Here is a 16,636-nt window from a genome sequence, read left to right on the forward strand (position 1 = left end):
TGGGTCGCAAAATTGGGCTCGCCGTTACGCAGTCTCGCATCCTGCTCGACTTGGCTCCACGGCGTCTTTTGCACTCGCTTCGCCATCCATGGCTTGCGACGCGTTTGCGACGCTCTCTATGGATCGCTGCAAACGCTTGCGTGCAAAAGCTTCGATCCCCAATTTTTCCGATTAAGTTAATTTGATTTTTATGGTTTGGAAGAGTTTGGGGTGAACGACGGGGCTCGAACCCGCGACAGCCAGAACCACAATCTGGAGCTCTACCAACTGAGCTACGCTCACCATGTTTGGTGACCCGAGAGGGATTCGAACCCCCGACCCACTGCTTAGAAGGCAGTTGCTCTATCCAACTGAGCTACCGAGTCTTTTGTTTTGTAAAAGAGGGATTCGGGATGACTGGATTTGAACCAGCGACCCTCTGTACCCAAAACAGATGCGCTACCACTGCGCTACATCCCGGATCGAAGTCCATGATTTCGCGAAAGGTCGAGGTGTCAAGTCGCTTGTCTATTTGTTTGGGTCAGTTTTTTCAGGTGTTCCAAAATTATATCTTCGTTGGGAGCTTTGGTAATGGCTTTTTCAAAGGCCTTTCTGGCTTCTTCCATTTTTCCCAATTTGCTCAAAAGTACTCCGAAAGAATCCAAATAAGCAGGATTTTCCGGATCCAATTGTAGAGCCCGCTTGATATTTTCCATTGCCAGTTTTAGCTCTTCCGGTTTCGGTTCCTTTCCCTCTAAAAGAAGATATGCCACCGAATTTAGGCTGTTTTTCTGTTCCGGTCTCAATCGCAAAATTCTCAAATGAGTTTCGATTGCGGCTTTCGTGTCGCCGGACTTTTCCAATGCGGATGCTTTTAGGGAAAGAAGAATGATATCATCCAGAGAAAGTTTGAGACGTTCATCCGTTTTTGCAAGAGCGGTTTTGTAATCTCCAGTCCTGATAAGAGAATAGATCATCATTCTGAATGCGTTGTCTCTTTCCGAGAATTTAGGGAATTCTTCCAGCAATTCTTCGATAATGGAGACACATTTTTTATGGTTTCCGGTCCTGGAACAGCATATTGCAAAATTATAAAGTAGTTCCGGATCTTTTCCGGTTTCGGACATTTCCCGATCGATCAATGTGAGTGCGATCGTATAATTCTCTTTTAGGATTTCCGTAAAAATCCTTCTTTTGGCTGGGATCTTTCTGGAAGTTTTCTTTTCCATTTACTTCGATTTTACCCGGATCCTTTTTTTGAATTCTTCCAATTCAAGTGGAGAAGTTTGATCCAAACTTAAAGGTGTGATCGGTATTTTTCCACGGAAGAATGTATCGAAGTCGGTACCTTCTTCAGGAACATATCCCAAGTGGGATCCTCCTAAGAAAAAGTCCGAAATACCTCCTATGATAGGTTTAGATTCGTAGGTGTCTATATAGGTTCTTCTGCCTAACTTAGCAATTTCAATAGCAGATAACGAATCCTCAAATTTTTCGGGAATATTTATATTATAAACTATTCCCGGGATAAACTCTTCAACCCATGAGCCGAGGATTTCGTGGACCAGTTCCGCTTCCTTGATATAATCGTAGTTTTTGTCCAAGTTTCCGGAACTGACTGCCAAACTTTTTCTATTATGAATAGCGCCGTGCCTTGCCGCACCAACCGTTCCAGAATAATGTACGTCATGTCCCATATTCACTCCGCGATTAATCCCAGAAAGAACCAAATCAATGTTAGGAAAAATCTTCCCATGAAGTCCGATGTTCACACAGTCTACAGGGTATCCGTCTACGATATAATGATTCTCGTTCACTTTCTCCACTCTTAAAGAATCGTAGATACTCAATGCCATAGAAGTTGCAGAGCGTTCTTTAAGAGGAGCAATTAAATAGGTATTATGTTCTTTGCCTAAAACTTTTTCCAAAGCAAGGATCCCGTTGGAAGAGATCCCGTCGTCGTTAGTGATTAGAATATTCATATACTATGTTACGGAAGAGAAGGATTAAACGATGTGATCACGGCCGAATACATCGCCAAAGGCAGGAAGAATGTTACGATAAATGTGAAAATATTGATGAATAAGGAATCCTTAAACTTTAGATCGTAAATATAAGAAGTCCCTCGAACCAATACCACCATGAACAATCCGTAATGGATCGAGTATAAAGTAAAAACTCCAAATCCTCCTTTTAGTCCCAGCTGAGCAAGTAGAATGGCCCAAGCAGCATTGGAAATAAATATAGAAAGAGAAAGGTTCACAAATCTGAGAGTGGTATTTGCGTTTCCCTTCTTCCCTTTGGATTGGGCTAATCCATCCATGATGAATGCGATCGTATAGGGTAAAAGTATGAAGAACAATAAATGAGTCAGTGCCGCAATAAGGAATTGTCCGAAACTTCTTCCTGTGAACGGAGGAGTGATGAAAACATAACCCGCTCCTGCGCTTACGGAAGCAAGCAGCAGAACTAAGAAACCGACTATTTTAAGCGGATAAGTTCCCCAAGAAGAAATTACATTTTCCACACGAAACGGTTCGAATAGCACTGCGTCTAAAAGATCTATAAATCTGCCGAATAATTCTTTCAACACGGGATAATTACCATGCCATTGAGTGAGGGTATAAAACTAAAACAGGAGAACGTTTGAGCTCCTGAAGAAATACTTTTTCTCCGCCGAGAAATCCGCCTGACTTTGCCTGCATTAATCGGAAGAACCTATCCCATGGATTTGCTTCTTCTTCGAATAAAGGAAGAGTCCCGTCGTAATTACAAAGTTTGGAAAGTTCGGCCAACGCTTCTCTTCTGCCGCCGATATCATCCACGAGTTTGTTTCGGAATGCGTCCTGACCGGAGTAGATCCTACCTTCTGCCAATGCTTCCACGAATTTTACGGTTTGGTTTCTTCCTTTAGCTACATCTTCGATAAATTCTTCGTAGGTATCGGAGAGCATTTTTTGGATCATCGCGTCTTCTTCCGGAGTATTGTCCCTAAAAAGAGAAAGTGAGTCCTTATATTTTCCTTCTTTAAATGTACGGACCTTTACTCCGTATCTTTCTAAAAGTCCTTTTATATTCGGTGCGATCGCGATCACTCCGATAGAGCCGGTCAAAGTTCCCCCTAGCGCGAAAATTTTATCCGCAGCGGAAGCTATATAATAACCGCCGGAAGCCGCGATATCCTTCATGGATACCACGACCTTTTTGTTTTTTTCCTTTCGGAGATACATTAGTTCTTTATAGATCTCTTGAGAAGCACCGACGGATCCACCGGGAGAGTTGATCTCTACCAAGATGCCGACGATATTCGAATCATCTTCAATCGATCTAAGTTGATCCAATACGGTTTGAGCTCCTGCAGAATCATAGCTGGAATGACCGGAATGGATCTCTCCTTCTATTTTGATCAGAGCCGCTCCCAACCTGTCGGTCCCGAATCCGGAACCTGCATCCACTTTCGTGAGTTTAGAAGAAGAAACGTTGGAAACTAAATTAATAAGTCCGACGAACAGGGAGAGAATGGTGACAACAAAGGTGACTGCTAATGCGATACGATTTCGGTCCACAATTAGAGTGGATCTCGGTACCCATCCCCTGTCAATGAAATAGCGGGGTCTGGTTTCGTTTGAGAAACCTGGCCGGTTTCTCTTGACGAGGAGATAAGTTTAATATGTGTATCAATATAGGTAAGGGGTTTAAATTTGTTTAGGATTTTGACTTTAGTTTGGTTCTTTGTTTTTGCTCTATTTTTCGAAAGTTGCCTGACTTTTCGTTTTGGGCATATAAATATTATTAAAGACGATTTTAAGAATACTCATATAGTAAAGATGAAGTTATTGCTTTTATCAAACGAACCGTATCTGGATTATTTCGGCGCACCTACCTATTTAAAGTATTACTTTTATTTCGATCTTACAAGGGAGATAGGACCTGATAATAAGGCGATCCCTACTTCCATTAGATTTTCATATCATGGCGAGACTAACGATGCTCCAATTGCTAAGACCGGTTTTTTGAAAATAGGTGAGAAGATCAGTCCCCTTGTGATCGGTAACTCCGATAGTCAGCTAGTTACGAATAGTTCCGTTACTACTACGACTTCCGTAAATTCTGCGAATATCGGCTCTGCGAATGCAAATGCGATCATGAATGCAAAAGGTGGATTTGTAGATTTTACGAAAGTCCAGCAGACTGGAGGAACAAATACCCAGACGAGAACTTCCGTTCGGACGCACACTAGCAAGGAACAGAGTGGGATGTTTTTGCTAAAAAGGGAAGACGAACAGGCTATACTGGAAGGTAAACCTTTTAGTATTCGCTTATATATGGGATCTTACCCTTTGACATTCACTTTCGATGAGAAAAATTCCAATTATCTTAAAAACTTTTTGCTTGCTCGACCTGGAATGGAATTGGAATGATCTTGTTCTATATTATCCGTTTAGAATAAACTAACTACGTTTATCACTAAAGGAACGTTATCCAAAATGAGATAATGTTCCTTATTCAACTTATTATCATAAATTTCAAAAATACTCTCTTGACCTGTCGCAGATTTGCAGGGGATAGGATTCTATATACAAATTGGAGAATTGAATTGTTTAAAAAATTAACCATATTATGTTTTTTATTTTTCGTTACAATTGGATGTAGCACGTTTGGAAAGGTAAAAGTTACTAAGGATAGCTTTAAGAATGTTCATATAGTGAATATGAAATTACAGATACGTTCCTTAGAGTCTTTTCCTGGAGCGATTTTTGAAGATAGTAGCCTGGAAAAGTATGTTGCTACTTTGGATTTTACCAGAGAAATCGCTACAGATAAGATTGTTCCTACTGTAACTAGATTTACTATTTATGCTACCGAGCAGAATGCACCGATTGAAAGGAGCGGATTCGTAAAAATTGGGGAAAAAACTAACCCCTTAGCTTTCGGAAACACTGCATCACAGAGCATAACCAAAGTTACATCTACAGTTTCTTCAAGTAGTACAACTACAAGCAGCTCTAACACCCTTAAAACTAAGGTGGATACTAAGTCTCGGACTTATAAGGAATTGACTGGTACCTTTTTATTGAAGGCAGAAGATGAAGAGGAAATTCTTAAGTCTAATGAATTTACTATTAGATTATATTCCGGATCTGAACCAATCACCATTCCAGTCACCGGAGAAGATCTCGCAAAATTCAAAGAATACCTAACTGCAAAACCGGAAGCCGGAAACTAAACCTACCTAACGCGGGCCGACGTTATTAGTCGGTTCCCGTATTCTCTCAATATTTTAATCGACTTCGCTTATTAATTTCTTGCCTAAGTGTAATTTAATTCGTCTCTTAAAACATCTTTTCAGATGAAAGAGGCTTTTATGGAATTTACGATTCGGCCGATCGCAAAGGTCTCGAACTCAAGATCAGAAATCCAGGACGATTACTGGGCGGAAATTGTTTCCGAGATCGAGTTAGAAGATAATATTCCCGCTGAGTCCTTGGATGGGATCGAAACATTCTCCCATTTAGAGATCATCTATATCTTTCATAAATCGATCGGATCGGAGCCTATATTAGGCAGCGAACACCCCAGAGAAAATAAAAAATGGCCAAAGGTAGGGATTTTTGTCCAAAGAAAGAAAAATCGTCCAAACCATCTAGGTTCTACGATCGTAGAACTTCTGAGAAGGGACGGCAAAAAACTTTTGGTAAAATATTTGGATGCGATAGATGGAACTCCTGTTGTGGATATTAAACCTGTGATGAGGGAATTCCTACCAATGTCAGGGATTACTCAGCCGGATTGGTCCAAAGAATTGATGATAAATTATTGGGAGTAATTCCTTCGAATTGGATTGACTGGGACTTGATTTCCCTTAGTTTTTTCGGCCATGGTTTCCATGAGTCGAAAAACATTTCTGAAATCCGGCATTCGTTTCGGAATATTTCTATCTGCTTCTCAAGTTTTACAGTATTGTAAAACTTCTCCTAATGATAGATATGATTACGAAAGAAAAAATCCTTTCGATCCCGAATTTCTTTCCGAAAATATCTCTCCCATTCTGAAAGCGATCCGTATCGGGATTACTGCTCCGAATCCACATAATGTTCAGCCTTGGAAATTCAAACTTATAGATGATTATTCTGCACTTTTGTATGTGGATGAAAAACGTTTATTAAAAGATACGGATCCAACGTATCGGCAAATCCATATTGGCCAAGGTACCTTTCTAGAGAACTTAAGTTTAGGAATTCAGATATTGGGATATTCTGCAGAAGTTTCTCTTTTTCCGGATGGAAAATATACGATTGCGGACATAGGCAAAAAACCGATCGCTAAAATCGTTCTGATCAAACGAGATGATCTGGTCCAAAATCCCCTATCGGAATTTATTTCGGAGAGATTAACTCGAAGAAGTATTTATGAAGGAGAAGATCTTACTTGGCAAGATTTTGAGAAGATTCGCAAAGACTCCGCAGTTTTGTATTCCGAACTGAAATTTGTTCCAAAAGCAGGATCAGAAAAATTGAGAAACCAATTGATCGCCGCTATGCAGGCGGAAACCGATACTTATAATACATACGAAGAATCCAGAATTTGGTTTCGTTATAATGACGAAGAGATCGGAAAATTTAAAGACGGCCTTTCCCTTAGAGCGACAGGAGTTTCCGGTTTGAAATATTACTTTGCTCGAAACTTTTTTTTAAAACCCGGAGCAGAAAGTTGGCATTCACCGGAAAATAAAAAAGCCGGGATGGATATGTTTACTTCTCAGGTAGAAAGTTCGAAAGGATTTATTTTTTTGAAAACGGATCATAACGAGATCATCGATTGGGTCCAGGCGGGAAGAGATTACCTTCGTCTTCAATTGGCTGCGACTAAAAACGGATTTTCTCTTCATCCATTGAGCCAAATACTACAAGAATATTCTGAAATGGATCTTCTCAGAAAAGAATTCGAAGCTAGTTTAAAACCTGGAGAAAAGATCCAAATGTTGGTTCGCTTGGGAAAAAGTGATTATCACTATTATAGTCCCAGAAGAGATCCGAAAGATTTTATCGTATAGACGACTCGATGCGGATAAAGTTCAAATCCGGAAAGTCTGAATAAAATAAAAACTTCCTTGGCTGAAAAAGTGATCACATTTTTATATTCTTTTAAAAATTTGGAATATCATAATACGATCGCTTTAAAGGAACTTTTGTCGAAATAAATGAATATACTCAAAAAAATCCTGTTCTGGTTCGGGGATCTTCTATTCCTGCTCATTCCAATATGTATCGTTTTAGCAGAAACCGGAACCTGTACTCAAGGTGATGATAGTATTTTTCTTTTATTCACCCAGGTGTCTTTCGCAGTTTCTATGTTATGCCTTTTTTTCGTATGGTACGGAACTCCGTCCGGAGGATTGGTGGGACAGGCGCTTGTTACTTTTCCATTTTTGATCTGTTTGTATTTTTATCTAGCTTATATTCCCGTTTATTTCGTATATTCTACATTACAAAATCAGGATTTATGTGTAGTGATCGTTTCTGATCTGACTTTATATAACACCGCTAATGTGGTCCAGAGTGGGACCACAAGTTTGTTTTCAAAAACCTACGCTATTTTGATGTTATTGCCAGTTTTGGGCAGTTTTTTACCGGTTTATAAATTTTGGAAAGCTGGGTCCTTCTCCCAAAAGGAAAAGAAGAAGTAGATAATTTTCTCCGTCAAGGTGACGAAATTTAGTCGGAATTTTTTCTAAATTCTCACGAAGAAATGGAAGGATTCCGTGGATTTTTTATCGTCAAACAGTGATAACACTAATTTTCCAATGGAGAAAAGAATGAATCGCAATCCCTTATGGGTCCCTCTGGCAACTTTGCTAGTCTCCAGCGCTATTCTCGCTCAAACTTCACCAAGCACAACCGCTCCTAAGTCCACTATTCCTAAGGCGGAGACTACGAAACCGTCCGCTACAGATAGAGAATCGTCTTCCGGAGAAAAACCGGATCTATATATCAATTCCCAATCTTCCTTCGAGTTTAACTCCAAGGATGAAGGCTCCACTGTGGATTACATCGAATATAAGATTGGATCGGGCGATTATAATAAATACGTTTCTTCTATCACATTGGTCAAGGAAGGTCTGACTAAGATCACGTATAGGGCGGTGGATAAGGCGGGAAACAAAGAGCCTGAAAAACATTTTAACGTTTTAGTCGATAATACTCCTCCTTCTACAAAGATCACTCCGAGTGCCGCACTTGTAGTTCATGAGAATACGAACTATGCCACAAAGGGTTTGACTTACTCTATTACCGCTCAGGATAACTTGGCCGGAGTTCAGGATATCAAAATTTCAATCAACGGCTCAGAGCCAAAAGTGTATGACGGTAAACCGATACAGTTAGAAAAAGCAGGAGTGAATACTATTAAGTTTTCTGCAACCGATAAGTCCGGAAACTCTTCTACCGATTCCGTTTTGGCAGTAACGGTAGATCAAGAAAAACCTTTAGTAGAACTTTTCGGGTCTGCACTTGTGACCGTAAAAGATAAAATTTTCGTAAAAAGCGGGAATACTTTTACCATCAAGGCTTCCGACACATTATCAGGAATTAAACAGATCTTCTATAAATTGGATTCTGGAGAATGGAAAGCGTATTCTGATCCCGTTTCCGTAGAAGCACAAGGGAATCATACGATCGAAGCTAAATCAGTGGATTCGGTAGGTAACGAAAGTGAGGTCAAAAAGATCGCTTTTATAGTAGATACCACTCCTCCTGAAACTAAGATCCAAAAAGTGGATAACAAACCGAGCTCTCCTGTTCCGGCAGCTAAGCCTACAAGTTCTTCCAATTCACCAAGCACAGAAAATTAGAAACCGCCAAAAGGGATCTGCTAATAAAGCAGGTCCCTTCTTCTTTTTCTCTTAATAAAAATCTAATAAACTAATTTTCCTGGAGTTCGGATCCGGTCTTTTGCCAGTTCGGCTTTAATACGTTCACTTTGATCTTGTACTCCGCTTGGTTTCCAACTCTGTCCGAAGTATAAACCGTAACCGTATGAATTCCCGTATTGAATCCTATCGGATTTTGATATGGTAGAACCGCGGTATCGTCTATCTTATATTCCAATTTGAAAATCCCTGATCCGGTTCCCGGATCTTCGCAACGGATCGTGATCAACCCGTTTTCCTTTAAATAATAGATACCGTCTTCTCGGAGTTTACCTTCCGACGGAGCAAATACGCATACTGGATGTTTTGCATCTATCAATAAGGGTATCTCCGATTGGATATAATTTCCCGCCTTATCATTTGCTTCCCAACGAAGAATAGAAAGACCATCTATACCTAGGGAAGATATTTTGATCGGCTTCTTAGCTTCCTCTCCGGATAGAGTTAGATTTACTTCCGCTCCGCTTCCGTCTCTTGCGGTAAGGTTGATAGTGATCTCTTCCAATCCGGAACCTTCTTCAGTAACTTGTAATGTAAGTTCCGCTCCGGATTTGATCTCTATCAGACCAGATTGCCCCTTTTTCTCTCCGATTAAACGGACCTGGGGGGCAGTGGTGTCTTTCAGATACTTTGTCTTTTTAGGCGTTTCTTTATTTCCTAATATATCTTCTGAATAAAATTCTACCTCGTTCCAACCTTCTTGGGAAAGGGAAATGGAACCTTCATACTTTTGCCATTCGCCTCCGTTCACTCTATAATAAGTTGAGACAGGAACTTGTTTTTGAGAATTTGGAGATCCCATCGAATTGGAAGAAGGTCCGCCGGTTTTTGGATCGCCGAGCGAGATCCGTAATTCCTCGGAAGAAGCAACGACTGTAGAAGGTCTTTCCACCTTAACTTTCGGAGCCGTGGCGAATTTTTCCGATAAGGAAATGATAGGAGAAGAAACTCCTCTTACCCCGTCCACATTGATCCCGACTACACGCACGTAAAATTTGGAATCTTGTGAATTAAATTCGTAACGGAAGTTTTTGGTCTTATAAAAATGGTGGACTCTTAAAAATTCCCGGTCTTCCGAAAGTTCGATCAGATAACTTTCGGCTCCTTGGCTGGGTTTCCAACGAAGGCTCACCCGTTGTTGTTCGGAAAACGTTTCTCCCGGGAGAAAAAGCAGAAAAGATAATAAAAATGAAAATTTTAATTTTATAATATTCTGATCCAGAATTCTCACTCTAACTCAACCTTCTCGGGAAGTTTTTCCGGTTTGGAAGGAGCCTGTCCTTTGACCACGGTAGTACCGAATCCCGCTGGGACTGCTACCGTTTTTCCTTCCGCAGAGACTTCTAATTCTCCTTTGTAACATCCCACCATAGTGTTCTCCGGATCAGGAGCGTTTACGTATAATTCTGTTCCTCTCACTCCGACTACCGCTGTAGGAGTTACAACCATAAATTTGCGGGTATCGTCACCCGGTTTTTTAGGAGGGACCTTGGCTTCCAGATAGCCTGACTTGAGTTCCAGAATCCCTCCATCTTTATTCAGTTTGTATTCTGAAATGGATTCCGAACTTGTTTTTACGATCTTAGTTAAGGTTTTTTCTCTTAACTCTACTACGGTTCCGTTTTTAGTGAAGATAATTTTGGAAGAAGAGGCTTGCCCTGTCTGAATCCAATCGTCCATATTCAATAACTGGTCCTTGGAAAGTTTGGACCAGCTTGCAGGAAGTCCTGTCGGAGTAAAATCTCTGGAGAATTGAACTTGGCCTTTTTGGAAATCTGCGACTGCCACAGGACCTGCATTCGGTTTGATAATTTCTCCGGTTGCAGAGATGGTATCTTTTCTTAAGAACCCAGGGATCAAAAGTGTAGTTCCTTCTCTAATCAAGGAAGGATTTGGAATTTCATTATATTTTAATAATTCTTTCCAGTTTCTCGGATCTTGTAGGAATTCCTTAGCGATCTTGGATAAGGTATCATTCTTTTTTACCTTGTATTCGAAAACGTCTTCTTGAACTCCTTTTTTAGGTTCTGCGAGTAAACCGATCAAAGAAACGGAAATGAGTAAGATTGCAAAAATATGAAAAAGTTTGGATCGAGAGATCGAAAAAGGGAAATTCTGGAAGGCCATAGATTATCCTGGAAACTAGTTCTATTCTATCATTAGAAGAGAATCTTTTGGGAATTCCAACAAAATACGCTGCTTAGGTGAAAAAGGAGATGCAAGAATCAGGCGGAATTTCGTGGAAAATGATTGCCTAATTTTCCGAAAATCCAATGATTTGAGCCTCATTTCGGATATCGTAAATGTCTCCTCATCTTCCACCATTTGTTCCCATTGTTTTCGGTTCTACGGTATTTGCCATTTTGGGATATTTTTTCTCTCTTGTACTAGGCTCTCGAAAAAATTGGATCGGTTCTTCTTTAATCCTATTAGCGTTGGCTGTCTGGCTTTTGTTGCAAGCTGTCTTAAGTTGGTCCGGATTTTATTTGGTAACGGACTCTTTTCCTCCCAGATTTCTTTGTATGGTGGTTCCTCCGATCTTGTTCTTAGTTTTACTTTTTATTTTTCCGTCTAGCAGGGCTTGGATGGACCAGATCCCAGGGGAGAATTTACTCTACTTACATCTGGCAAGGATACCCGTGGAGCTTGTTTTATACTGGCTGGCAATGTACGGTTTGGTGCCCGTCAATATGACGTTTGCAGGTTGGAATTTCGATATTCTAATCGGATTAACCGCACCGATCGCGGCCTATTTCATTTTAAATAAACCTACTTCTTCTAAAAATTGGATTTTGTTTTGGAATCTAATTGGCCTTTTATTTTTATTGAATATAGTGATCCTGGGGATCTTATCCGCACCGGGGCCATTTCAAAAATTGTCCTTTGATATACCGAACAGGGCGATTCTCCAATTTCCATACGTATGGCTGCCTTCTTTTATAGTTCCTTCCGTTCTATTCGCTCATTTTGTTTCCATTCGAAGAAGAATTGTCGCAGAATAACTTTGTATCTTACTTTCGGAAAATCATATTCTAAAATAGTAATTTCTATTATTTGCATGTTCCTGTTTGGTTCTTGTTTTCCGGATATGGTCCGCAAAAAAAGAACTGAGAACGAATGGTTTAAATTAGAGAAGGTTTATTACAAAACGGAACCTAAAAGAATCGAGATCTTTCTAAAAGGTACCGTAAAAAATCCGTCTTTAGCGAGTTTGGAAGCATTCGAATTAAATGAAAATTCTTCCGATACTTTATTGTTTCAGCACGAAAAACCGCTTACAGTAGGCTCTGTTCTTTTAAGATTTAATGTAGAAGTTCCGGAGAACAAGGATTGGATCCGAAAAGTCGGGACCACTCGTAAATGGATAGCAATCGTTTTAAAAAACGATAATGGACAGATCACTCATCTGCAAACTGAAATTTCTATCCACGAATCGGATAAGAAACAATTTAGAAAAGATCTTTCTTTGGAGGCCGAAGGAGAGTTCATTCGTTTGGACGGAAGAGAATGGAAATTGGTTTCCGATGTGGATAGGATGGATCAGGCATTATTGCAATATATTCCTAAACAGGAGTCTTTATTGTTTTGGAGCGAGATGCTTTCCATTCATATTTATAAGGTGAGAGTCTCTTCCCCTACTGAAATTTATTCTCTGTTGGAATCCGGTAAGAAGAAAGAATGTCCGAATATTCTTTGGAGCCTGGAATCGGAGAAATCCGGAAAAATTTCTTATTCTTGGGAACATTCCGGTTGTGGTAAACAACCTACTTCTTCTCAGGTTTCTAAATTGTACAGAGGAGAATTCGGAATTTATAATATTCGTTACGATAAAAGAGGAAAAATAGGGCCGGAAGATAAAACACACTGGTCCGAATTGTTGGATCGCCTACCTTCGAAGTTGGACTGAAATTTTTAGATCATACCGCGAGGGATCGAGCCGGGGTCAAAAAATCGCGGACGAGATTTTTTGACCGGAGGTGAGAGCCCGGTCCGAGCAAAGCAAGGACGCGGCCAAGACTAAAAAATACGGTCTTTTGTTGGAATTCCAACATAGCGAAAGGGGATTTTTTGCCTTGACCAAGATCCGGAGAAGTCAAATTGATGTAATTACACATGTGTAATTACATATATGCAAGTGCACATTAATTCTCTTAGGAGATTCTGTATGGAATTGACGATAGGTAAACCGGTGCTTTCCCCTTATAGTTTTGCAAGGATACGTTTTCAGGATTGTGATCCTTTCGGCCATTTGAATAATGCAAGGTATATGGATTACTTTTTGGAGGCTCGTTCGGAGCAGTTGAGAGAGACCGCTAATTTCGATTTTTATGAATACGGTTCTAGTTCGGGTAAATCCTGGGTGGTGAGTAAGGTGGAGACCCAATATTTGGAGCCGGTCAAACAGAATGACGTTGTGAAAATAGTGACTCGTTTGATCAGACTGACTCCGGCCACGATCCATAATGAATACTTACTTCTAGATAAGGAAGGAAATCGTTTGAAGGCCGTTTTGAGAGCTCAGTTCTCCTTTATTGATCTTCAAAAAGGGCGTCCCGTTCGTCATGACCAAGAGATGATGTCTTTTTTAGGGAACTTCTTATTTGATGAGCCTGGTTTGGAAGATGGTTCTTTCGAAGATAGGGTAAAACAGTTGCGAAAACAAGTATCGGAGGGAAAATATTCCCAAGACTGATAGTCTTTTTTATCTTTTATGTCCAAGAAGTCTCAAAACACTATGGCTCGGAAGTCCGAAAAATTTCCGAGCAAAGCGGATATGCTTAGCGCAGGTTTAAGTTGTGTGAACTTCAATCTGCGCAGGGCCTCTCGGGCGGTCACTCAATTTTACGATAGAGAATTGGAGAAAGCGGGTCTTACTTCTCAAAGATTCAGTTTATTGCATACTCTTGGCGCCACTGATGGTCTTGCCCTTGCCGAATTAGCGGACCTTCTCGTTTTAGATAGAACAACTTTGATCCGTAACTTGACACCTTTGGAAGAATTAGGCTATGTCGCGGATGTTCCTTCCGAAAACAAAAGGGCTCGAAAGGTGATCTTAACCCAAAAAGGGTTGGAAGCTTTGAGGGTCGCTTATCCGATCTGGGAAGAGACTCAGGCAACGGTTACCGAGGCGATGGGGGAGGACGATCTCAAACGATTGCTAAAAAGGTTAAACTCGATCGTTCGCAAAAGGAATTTTAAAGAATTTTCCAAATCGGAAGATTGAAATCCGATGTTATTAGTTTATTTTTCCATATTATGGAATCCTAACATTCGAATCGGTTTCTGAGGTCAATGAATAAGAACTTTTATCCTATCCTGATCATCCCCGTTGTACTGTTTTTCGCGTATTACTTCTTTTCTCCTAGTTGTGTTTCAGGCGATTGTAAAAACGGGACCGGGACCAAGATCATGTCCGGATCGTATCGTTATGACGGTAGTTTCCAAAATGGTCTAGCTCATGGAAAAGGCAAACTTATATTAGGAGGAGTGGAGTCTTACGACGGGGAATGGGATCGGGGAAATAAAGAAGGCAAAGGCACTTATAAATATGCGGATGGTACCGTTTACGAAGGTGAATGGAAAATGAATAAAAGGAACGGCTTCGGTAAATTATCCGATCCGGAAGGGAATCCGATTTTCGAAGGGCAATGGAAAGACGATATCCAGGTTCTGGCCAAAAATCCAAAATGAAATATATTAGTTTTTTCTTAATTCTATTTTCTGTTTCGATTTACGGAGAAGGACCTAAGCTCCTGGTTTCTCAGATCGGTAAAAATATTTACGTACACACTTCTTATAAACTTCTAAAAGACGGTTATTTTCCTTCTAACGGACTTTTGATCGAAACGGGAGAAGGTGTCGTTCTCGTGGATACTGCCTGGGGAGAAGAACAAACCTTCGAACTCTTGGATTGGATCTCTAATAATCTGAAAAAGCCGGTGATTGCCGTCATTATTACCCATTTCCATGAGGATAGAGCGGGTGGGATAGATATATTAAAAAAACAAAATATTCCCTCTTATGCCGGGAAAAGAACTATTTCTATTTTGAAAGAGGAAGGTGAATCTGTTCCGGAAAAAGTCCTAAAAGACAAGGATCTATTGGTATTCGGTAAAACTAAAATTGAGACTTTTTTCCCCGGCGCAGGTCATTCTAAGGATAATTTGGTCGTCTGGCTTCCCGGATCTCGAATTTTATTCGGGGGTTGTTTGGTAAAAAGTGTCGAAGCGGATGATATCGGTAACACTAAGGACGCGGATCTCAAAGAATGGCCCAAAACCATTCGTAAGTTGGAGAAGATGTTTCCGAAAATTTCTATCATAGTTCCTGGACATCAAGCTTGGGGCGGAAGAGAGAGTTTGAAACGTACCTTGGAGTTGTTGGGAGTTTCGAAATAAATTTTTTCATTGCGGTTCCTAACTTAACATTTAGGTTCGTTGGAATTTAAATTATTTAGGCGATCACAGATGAAAGTTTATGGTACTTCCGTTTCCGGGAACTGTTATAAAATTAAACTACTACTTCATTTATTGAAAATCCCTTATGAATGGATTGAGACCGACACCAGAAAGGGCGAGACCAGGACTCCGGAATTTCTTCTTAAAAATCCCGTAGGGAAAGTACCTCTCTTGGAATTGGACTCCGGGGATTTTCTTTCCGAGTCGAACGCGATCTTATACTTCTTAGCTAAGGAAAGTAGTTTCTTTCCGGAAGATCTTTTAGTCCAATCTAGAATATTACAATGGATGTTCTTTGAACAATATAGTCACGAGCCATATATTGCCGTTAATCGCTGGTTGATCCATTTTCAAAATAAAAAGGATGACCCAAGGATCCCTGGAAATCATACGAAAGGATTGGAGGCTCTTAAGATCATGGATGATCATCTTGTTAAGAATCAATATTTCGGCTTTGAGAAGCCGAGCATTGCTGATATTTCCCTCTTTGCATATACACATGTGGCGGAAGAAGGTCATTTTCCTGTTTCGGATTTTCCGAACTTATGCTCTTGGATAAAAAGGGTCAGAGAGCTCCGGGATTTTATTCCGATATACTAAGGATTTATATTGAAAAGTGTACGTTTCAAGACGGGGAGAAGCGTGAGTATGCTTTTCTAAATTCTCCTTGATTCCTTACTTTTGGTTTCCATATTCTACCGTTAAGATTCGGCCGATCCGATCCCGGCGAAAAAATGACGAAATACCCTCTTTCTAAGATTTATCTAACGTGCGGAATCGCGGTTATTGTTATTGTTTTCGGGATTTTTCTATATTCTTTCCTCCGGAACGGTTCGGGTGTTCCGGTCTTTACGGATCGTTTCGAGTTTAAGAACCTAACAAGGGCAGAGGCGGAGAAGTTTGGGGTCTTAGGTATTCCCAATGGTGTAACGAATTACTTTATCAAACGTTGCGGTTATAAAGAATCTTGGGTGGTTTATTCCAAATATAAGGTAGAAAGTTCCGAGTTCAGGAAGTCGCTCTTGGAACGATTCAAAAACCATCCAGGGTTGAACCGCAGATTCGATTCTTATCCAAAGGATTGGCCTGAAAATTTTGATCAGGGGAATTGTAAACCGGACTGGTGGGAACCTTGTCCCAATGGATTTTGGGCGGAAATTTTCAAGGATATCCCTGTTGTATCTCATAAAGACAAAGACGGGTTTTATCTTTGCGAAAGCGGCAAAGAACTTAGATGGTTCGTTTTTCATTTTAGAAATATCCTATAACT

At 40.3% G+C, this 16,636-nt stretch carries 20 protein-coding genes and 3 tRNA genes; 14 read left to right on the top strand and 9 right to left on the bottom strand.

Annotation, left to right across the window (positions count from 1 at the left end):
• Positions 1 to 206: 206 nt before the first annotated feature.
• The 7 genes from LEP1GSC192_RS10015 to sppA all read right to left on the bottom strand — a co-directional run bounded on the left by LEP1GSC192_RS10015 (position 207) and on the right by sppA (position 3,545).
• A tRNA-His gene (locus LEP1GSC192_RS10015) sits at positions 207 to 282 on the bottom strand.
• A gap of 6 nt (positions 283 to 288) precedes the next feature.
• Positions 289 to 365: transfer RNA gene (locus LEP1GSC192_RS10020), tRNA-Arg, on the bottom strand.
• Positions 366 to 387: 22 nt separating this feature from the next.
• Positions 388 to 459 (bottom strand) — tRNA-Pro (locus LEP1GSC192_RS10025).
• Positions 460 to 494: 35 nt separating this feature from the next.
• Positions 495 to 1,208: a tetratricopeptide repeat protein gene (locus tag LEP1GSC192_RS10030; RefSeq protein WP_020769659.1), complete on the bottom strand. Its 714-nt coding sequence runs from the start codon at positions 1,206 to 1,208 to the stop codon at positions 495 to 497.
• The gene (gene surE / locus LEP1GSC192_RS10035) at positions 1,209 to 1,961 is read right to left on the bottom strand and encodes a 5'/3'-nucleotidase SurE (RefSeq protein WP_020769790.1); all 753 of its coding nucleotides are present in this window, start codon (positions 1,959 to 1,961) and stop codon (positions 1,209 to 1,211) included.
• A gap of 8 nt (positions 1,962 to 1,969) precedes the next feature.
• Positions 1,970 to 2,572 carry a hypothetical protein gene (locus LEP1GSC192_RS10040; RefSeq protein WP_036089548.1) on the bottom strand — a complete coding sequence of 201 codons (603 nt, stop codon included), beginning with the start codon at positions 2,570 to 2,572 and terminating at the stop codon, positions 1,970 to 1,972.
• 7 nt (positions 2,573 to 2,579) lie between these two features.
• Positions 2,580 to 3,545: a signal peptide peptidase SppA gene (sppA, locus tag LEP1GSC192_RS10045; RefSeq protein ID WP_020769551.1), complete on the bottom strand. Its 966-nt coding sequence runs from the start codon at positions 3,543 to 3,545 to the stop codon at positions 2,580 to 2,582.
• 261 nt (positions 3,546 to 3,806) lie between these two features.
• Here sppA and LEP1GSC192_RS10050 point away from each other — a divergent pair, with 261 nt between their 5' ends.
• The 6 genes from LEP1GSC192_RS10050 (at position 3,807) to LEP1GSC192_RS10075 (ending at position 8,830) form a co-directional block, all read left to right on the top strand.
• Positions 3,807 to 4,400, top strand: coding sequence for a hypothetical protein (locus LEP1GSC192_RS10050; RefSeq protein WP_157186902.1), 594 nt, complete (start codon positions 3,807 to 3,809; stop codon positions 4,398 to 4,400).
• A gap of 290 nt (positions 4,401 to 4,690) precedes the next feature.
• A complete protein-coding gene (locus tag LEP1GSC192_RS10055) occupies positions 4,691 to 5,206 on the top strand; it encodes a hypothetical protein (RefSeq protein WP_232420999.1) in 516 nt (171 codons plus the stop codon).
• Positions 5,207 to 5,344: 138 nt separating this feature from the next.
• Complete coding sequence (locus tag LEP1GSC192_RS10060) at positions 5,345 to 5,806, top strand: SAM-dependent methyltransferase (protein ID WP_036089552.1); 462 nt, start codon at positions 5,345 to 5,347, stop codon at positions 5,804 to 5,806.
• Positions 5,807 to 5,866: 60 nt separating this feature from the next.
• On the top strand, positions 5,867 to 7,033 hold the full coding sequence (locus tag LEP1GSC192_RS10065; RefSeq protein WP_232421000.1) for a hypothetical protein: 1,167 nt from the start codon (positions 5,867 to 5,869) through the stop codon (positions 7,031 to 7,033).
• Positions 7,034 to 7,180: 147 nt separating this feature from the next.
• Entirely contained in the window at positions 7,181 to 7,666 is a 486-nt protein-coding gene (locus tag LEP1GSC192_RS10070; RefSeq protein WP_020769588.1) for a hypothetical protein, read from the top strand.
• A gap of 129 nt (positions 7,667 to 7,795) precedes the next feature.
• Positions 7,796 to 8,830, top strand: coding sequence for a carboxypeptidase (locus tag LEP1GSC192_RS10075; RefSeq protein ID WP_020769456.1), 1,035 nt, complete (start codon positions 7,796 to 7,798; stop codon positions 8,828 to 8,830).
• 70 nt (positions 8,831 to 8,900) lie between these two features.
• Here LEP1GSC192_RS10075 and LEP1GSC192_RS10080 read toward each other — a convergent pair whose 3' ends face one another.
• Together LEP1GSC192_RS10080 and LEP1GSC192_RS10085 are read right to left on the bottom strand one after the other, a co-directional pair.
• The gene (locus LEP1GSC192_RS10080) at positions 8,901 to 10,040 is read right to left on the bottom strand and encodes a hypothetical protein (protein WP_232421001.1); all 1,140 of its coding nucleotides are present in this window, start codon (positions 10,038 to 10,040) and stop codon (positions 8,901 to 8,903) included.
• Positions 10,041 to 10,135: 95 nt separating this feature from the next.
• Entirely contained in the window at positions 10,136 to 11,035 is a 900-nt protein-coding gene (locus LEP1GSC192_RS10085) for a LysM peptidoglycan-binding domain-containing protein (protein ID WP_020769613.1), read from the bottom strand.
• Positions 11,036 to 11,211: 176 nt separating this feature from the next.
• On the opposite strand from LEP1GSC192_RS10085, the gene LEP1GSC192_RS10090 reads away from it, so the two are divergent.
• The 8 genes from LEP1GSC192_RS10090 to LEP1GSC192_RS10130 all read left to right on the top strand — a co-directional run bounded on the left by LEP1GSC192_RS10090 (position 11,212) and on the right by LEP1GSC192_RS10130 (position 16,634).
• Entirely contained in the window at positions 11,212 to 11,910 is a 699-nt protein-coding gene (locus LEP1GSC192_RS10090) for a hypothetical protein (protein WP_020769852.1), read from the top strand.
• A gap of 56 nt (positions 11,911 to 11,966) precedes the next feature.
• Positions 11,967 to 12,815, top strand: coding sequence for a hypothetical protein (locus LEP1GSC192_RS10095; protein ID WP_020769495.1), 849 nt, complete (start codon positions 11,967 to 11,969; stop codon positions 12,813 to 12,815).
• 258 nt (positions 12,816 to 13,073) lie between these two features.
• Positions 13,074 to 13,601: a thioesterase family protein gene (locus LEP1GSC192_RS10105; RefSeq protein ID WP_020769668.1), complete on the top strand. Its 528-nt coding sequence runs from the start codon at positions 13,074 to 13,076 to the stop codon at positions 13,599 to 13,601.
• 42 nt (positions 13,602 to 13,643) lie between these two features.
• Positions 13,644 to 14,132, top strand: coding sequence for a MarR family winged helix-turn-helix transcriptional regulator (locus tag LEP1GSC192_RS10110; RefSeq protein ID WP_020769576.1), 489 nt, complete (start codon positions 13,644 to 13,646; stop codon positions 14,130 to 14,132).
• Positions 14,133 to 14,200: 68 nt separating this feature from the next.
• On the top strand, positions 14,201 to 14,599 hold the full coding sequence (locus LEP1GSC192_RS10115) for an MORN repeat protein (RefSeq protein ID WP_020769468.1): 399 nt from the start codon (positions 14,201 to 14,203) through the stop codon (positions 14,597 to 14,599).
• Positions 14,596 to 15,306, top strand: coding sequence for a subclass B1 metallo-beta-lactamase (bla, locus tag LEP1GSC192_RS10120; RefSeq protein WP_036089565.1), 711 nt, complete (start codon positions 14,596 to 14,598; stop codon positions 15,304 to 15,306). The genes LEP1GSC192_RS10115 and bla overlap by 4 nt, the downstream gene beginning before the upstream one ends.
• Before the next feature lie 69 nt (positions 15,307 to 15,375).
• A complete protein-coding gene (locus tag LEP1GSC192_RS10125; RefSeq protein ID WP_020769838.1) occupies positions 15,376 to 15,966 on the top strand; it encodes a glutathione S-transferase family protein in 591 nt (196 codons plus the stop codon).
• A 134-nt stretch (positions 15,967 to 16,100) separates the two neighbouring features.
• The gene (locus tag LEP1GSC192_RS10130) at positions 16,101 to 16,634 is read left to right on the top strand and encodes a hypothetical protein (protein WP_020769714.1); all 534 of its coding nucleotides are present in this window, start codon (positions 16,101 to 16,103) and stop codon (positions 16,632 to 16,634) included.
• Positions 16,635 to 16,636 lie beyond the last annotated feature (2 nt).

The sequence above is a fragment of the Leptospira sp. B5-022 genome (assembly GCF_000347035.1).
Classification (GTDB): Bacteria; Spirochaetota; Leptospiria; order Leptospirales; family Leptospiraceae; genus Leptospira_B; species Leptospira_B cinconiae.

What these genes read in the sequence shown, in the direction of transcription:
- LEP1GSC192_RS10030 (WP_020769659.1), bottom strand. Translation starts at nt 1,208, where the DNA reads ATGGAAAAGAAAACTTCCAGAAAGATCCCAGCCAAAAGAAGGATTTTT.
- surE (WP_020769790.1), bottom strand. Translation starts at nt 1,961, where the DNA reads ATGAATATTCTAATCACTAACGACGACGGGATCTCTTCCAACGGGATC.
- LEP1GSC192_RS10050 (WP_157186902.1), top strand. Translation starts at nt 3,807, where the DNA reads ATGAAGTTATTGCTTTTATCAAACGAACCGTATCTGGATTATTTCGGC.
- LEP1GSC192_RS10055 (WP_232420999.1), top strand. Translation starts at nt 4,691, where the DNA reads ATGAAATTACAGATACGTTCCTTAGAGTCTTTTCCTGGAGCGATTTTT.
- LEP1GSC192_RS10060 (WP_036089552.1), top strand. Translation starts at nt 5,345, where the DNA reads ATGGAATTTACGATTCGGCCGATCGCAAAGGTCTCGAACTCAAGATCA.
- LEP1GSC192_RS10065 (WP_232421000.1), top strand. Translation starts at nt 5,867, where the DNA reads ATGAGTCGAAAAACATTTCTGAAATCCGGCATTCGTTTCGGAATATTT.
- LEP1GSC192_RS10070 (WP_020769588.1), top strand. Translation starts at nt 7,181, where the DNA reads ATGAATATACTCAAAAAAATCCTGTTCTGGTTCGGGGATCTTCTATTC.
- LEP1GSC192_RS10075 (WP_020769456.1), top strand. Translation starts at nt 7,796, where the DNA reads ATGAATCGCAATCCCTTATGGGTCCCTCTGGCAACTTTGCTAGTCTCC.
- LEP1GSC192_RS10085 (WP_020769613.1), bottom strand. Translation starts at nt 11,035, where the DNA reads ATGGCCTTCCAGAATTTCCCTTTTTCGATCTCTCGATCCAAACTTTTT.
- LEP1GSC192_RS10090 (WP_020769852.1), top strand. Translation starts at nt 11,212, where the DNA reads ATGTCTCCTCATCTTCCACCATTTGTTCCCATTGTTTTCGGTTCTACG.
- LEP1GSC192_RS10095 (WP_020769495.1), top strand. Translation starts at nt 11,967, where the DNA reads ATGTTCCTGTTTGGTTCTTGTTTTCCGGATATGGTCCGCAAAAAAAGA.
- LEP1GSC192_RS10105 (WP_020769668.1), top strand. Translation starts at nt 13,074, where the DNA reads ATGGAATTGACGATAGGTAAACCGGTGCTTTCCCCTTATAGTTTTGCA.
- LEP1GSC192_RS10110 (WP_020769576.1), top strand. Translation starts at nt 13,644, where the DNA reads ATGGCTCGGAAGTCCGAAAAATTTCCGAGCAAAGCGGATATGCTTAGC.
- LEP1GSC192_RS10115 (WP_020769468.1), top strand. Translation starts at nt 14,201, where the DNA reads ATGAATAAGAACTTTTATCCTATCCTGATCATCCCCGTTGTACTGTTT.
- bla (WP_036089565.1), top strand. Translation starts at nt 14,596, where the DNA reads ATGAAATATATTAGTTTTTTCTTAATTCTATTTTCTGTTTCGATTTAC.
- LEP1GSC192_RS10125 (WP_020769838.1), top strand. Translation starts at nt 15,376, where the DNA reads ATGAAAGTTTATGGTACTTCCGTTTCCGGGAACTGTTATAAAATTAAA.
- LEP1GSC192_RS10130 (WP_020769714.1), top strand. Translation starts at nt 16,101, where the DNA reads ATGACGAAATACCCTCTTTCTAAGATTTATCTAACGTGCGGAATCGCG.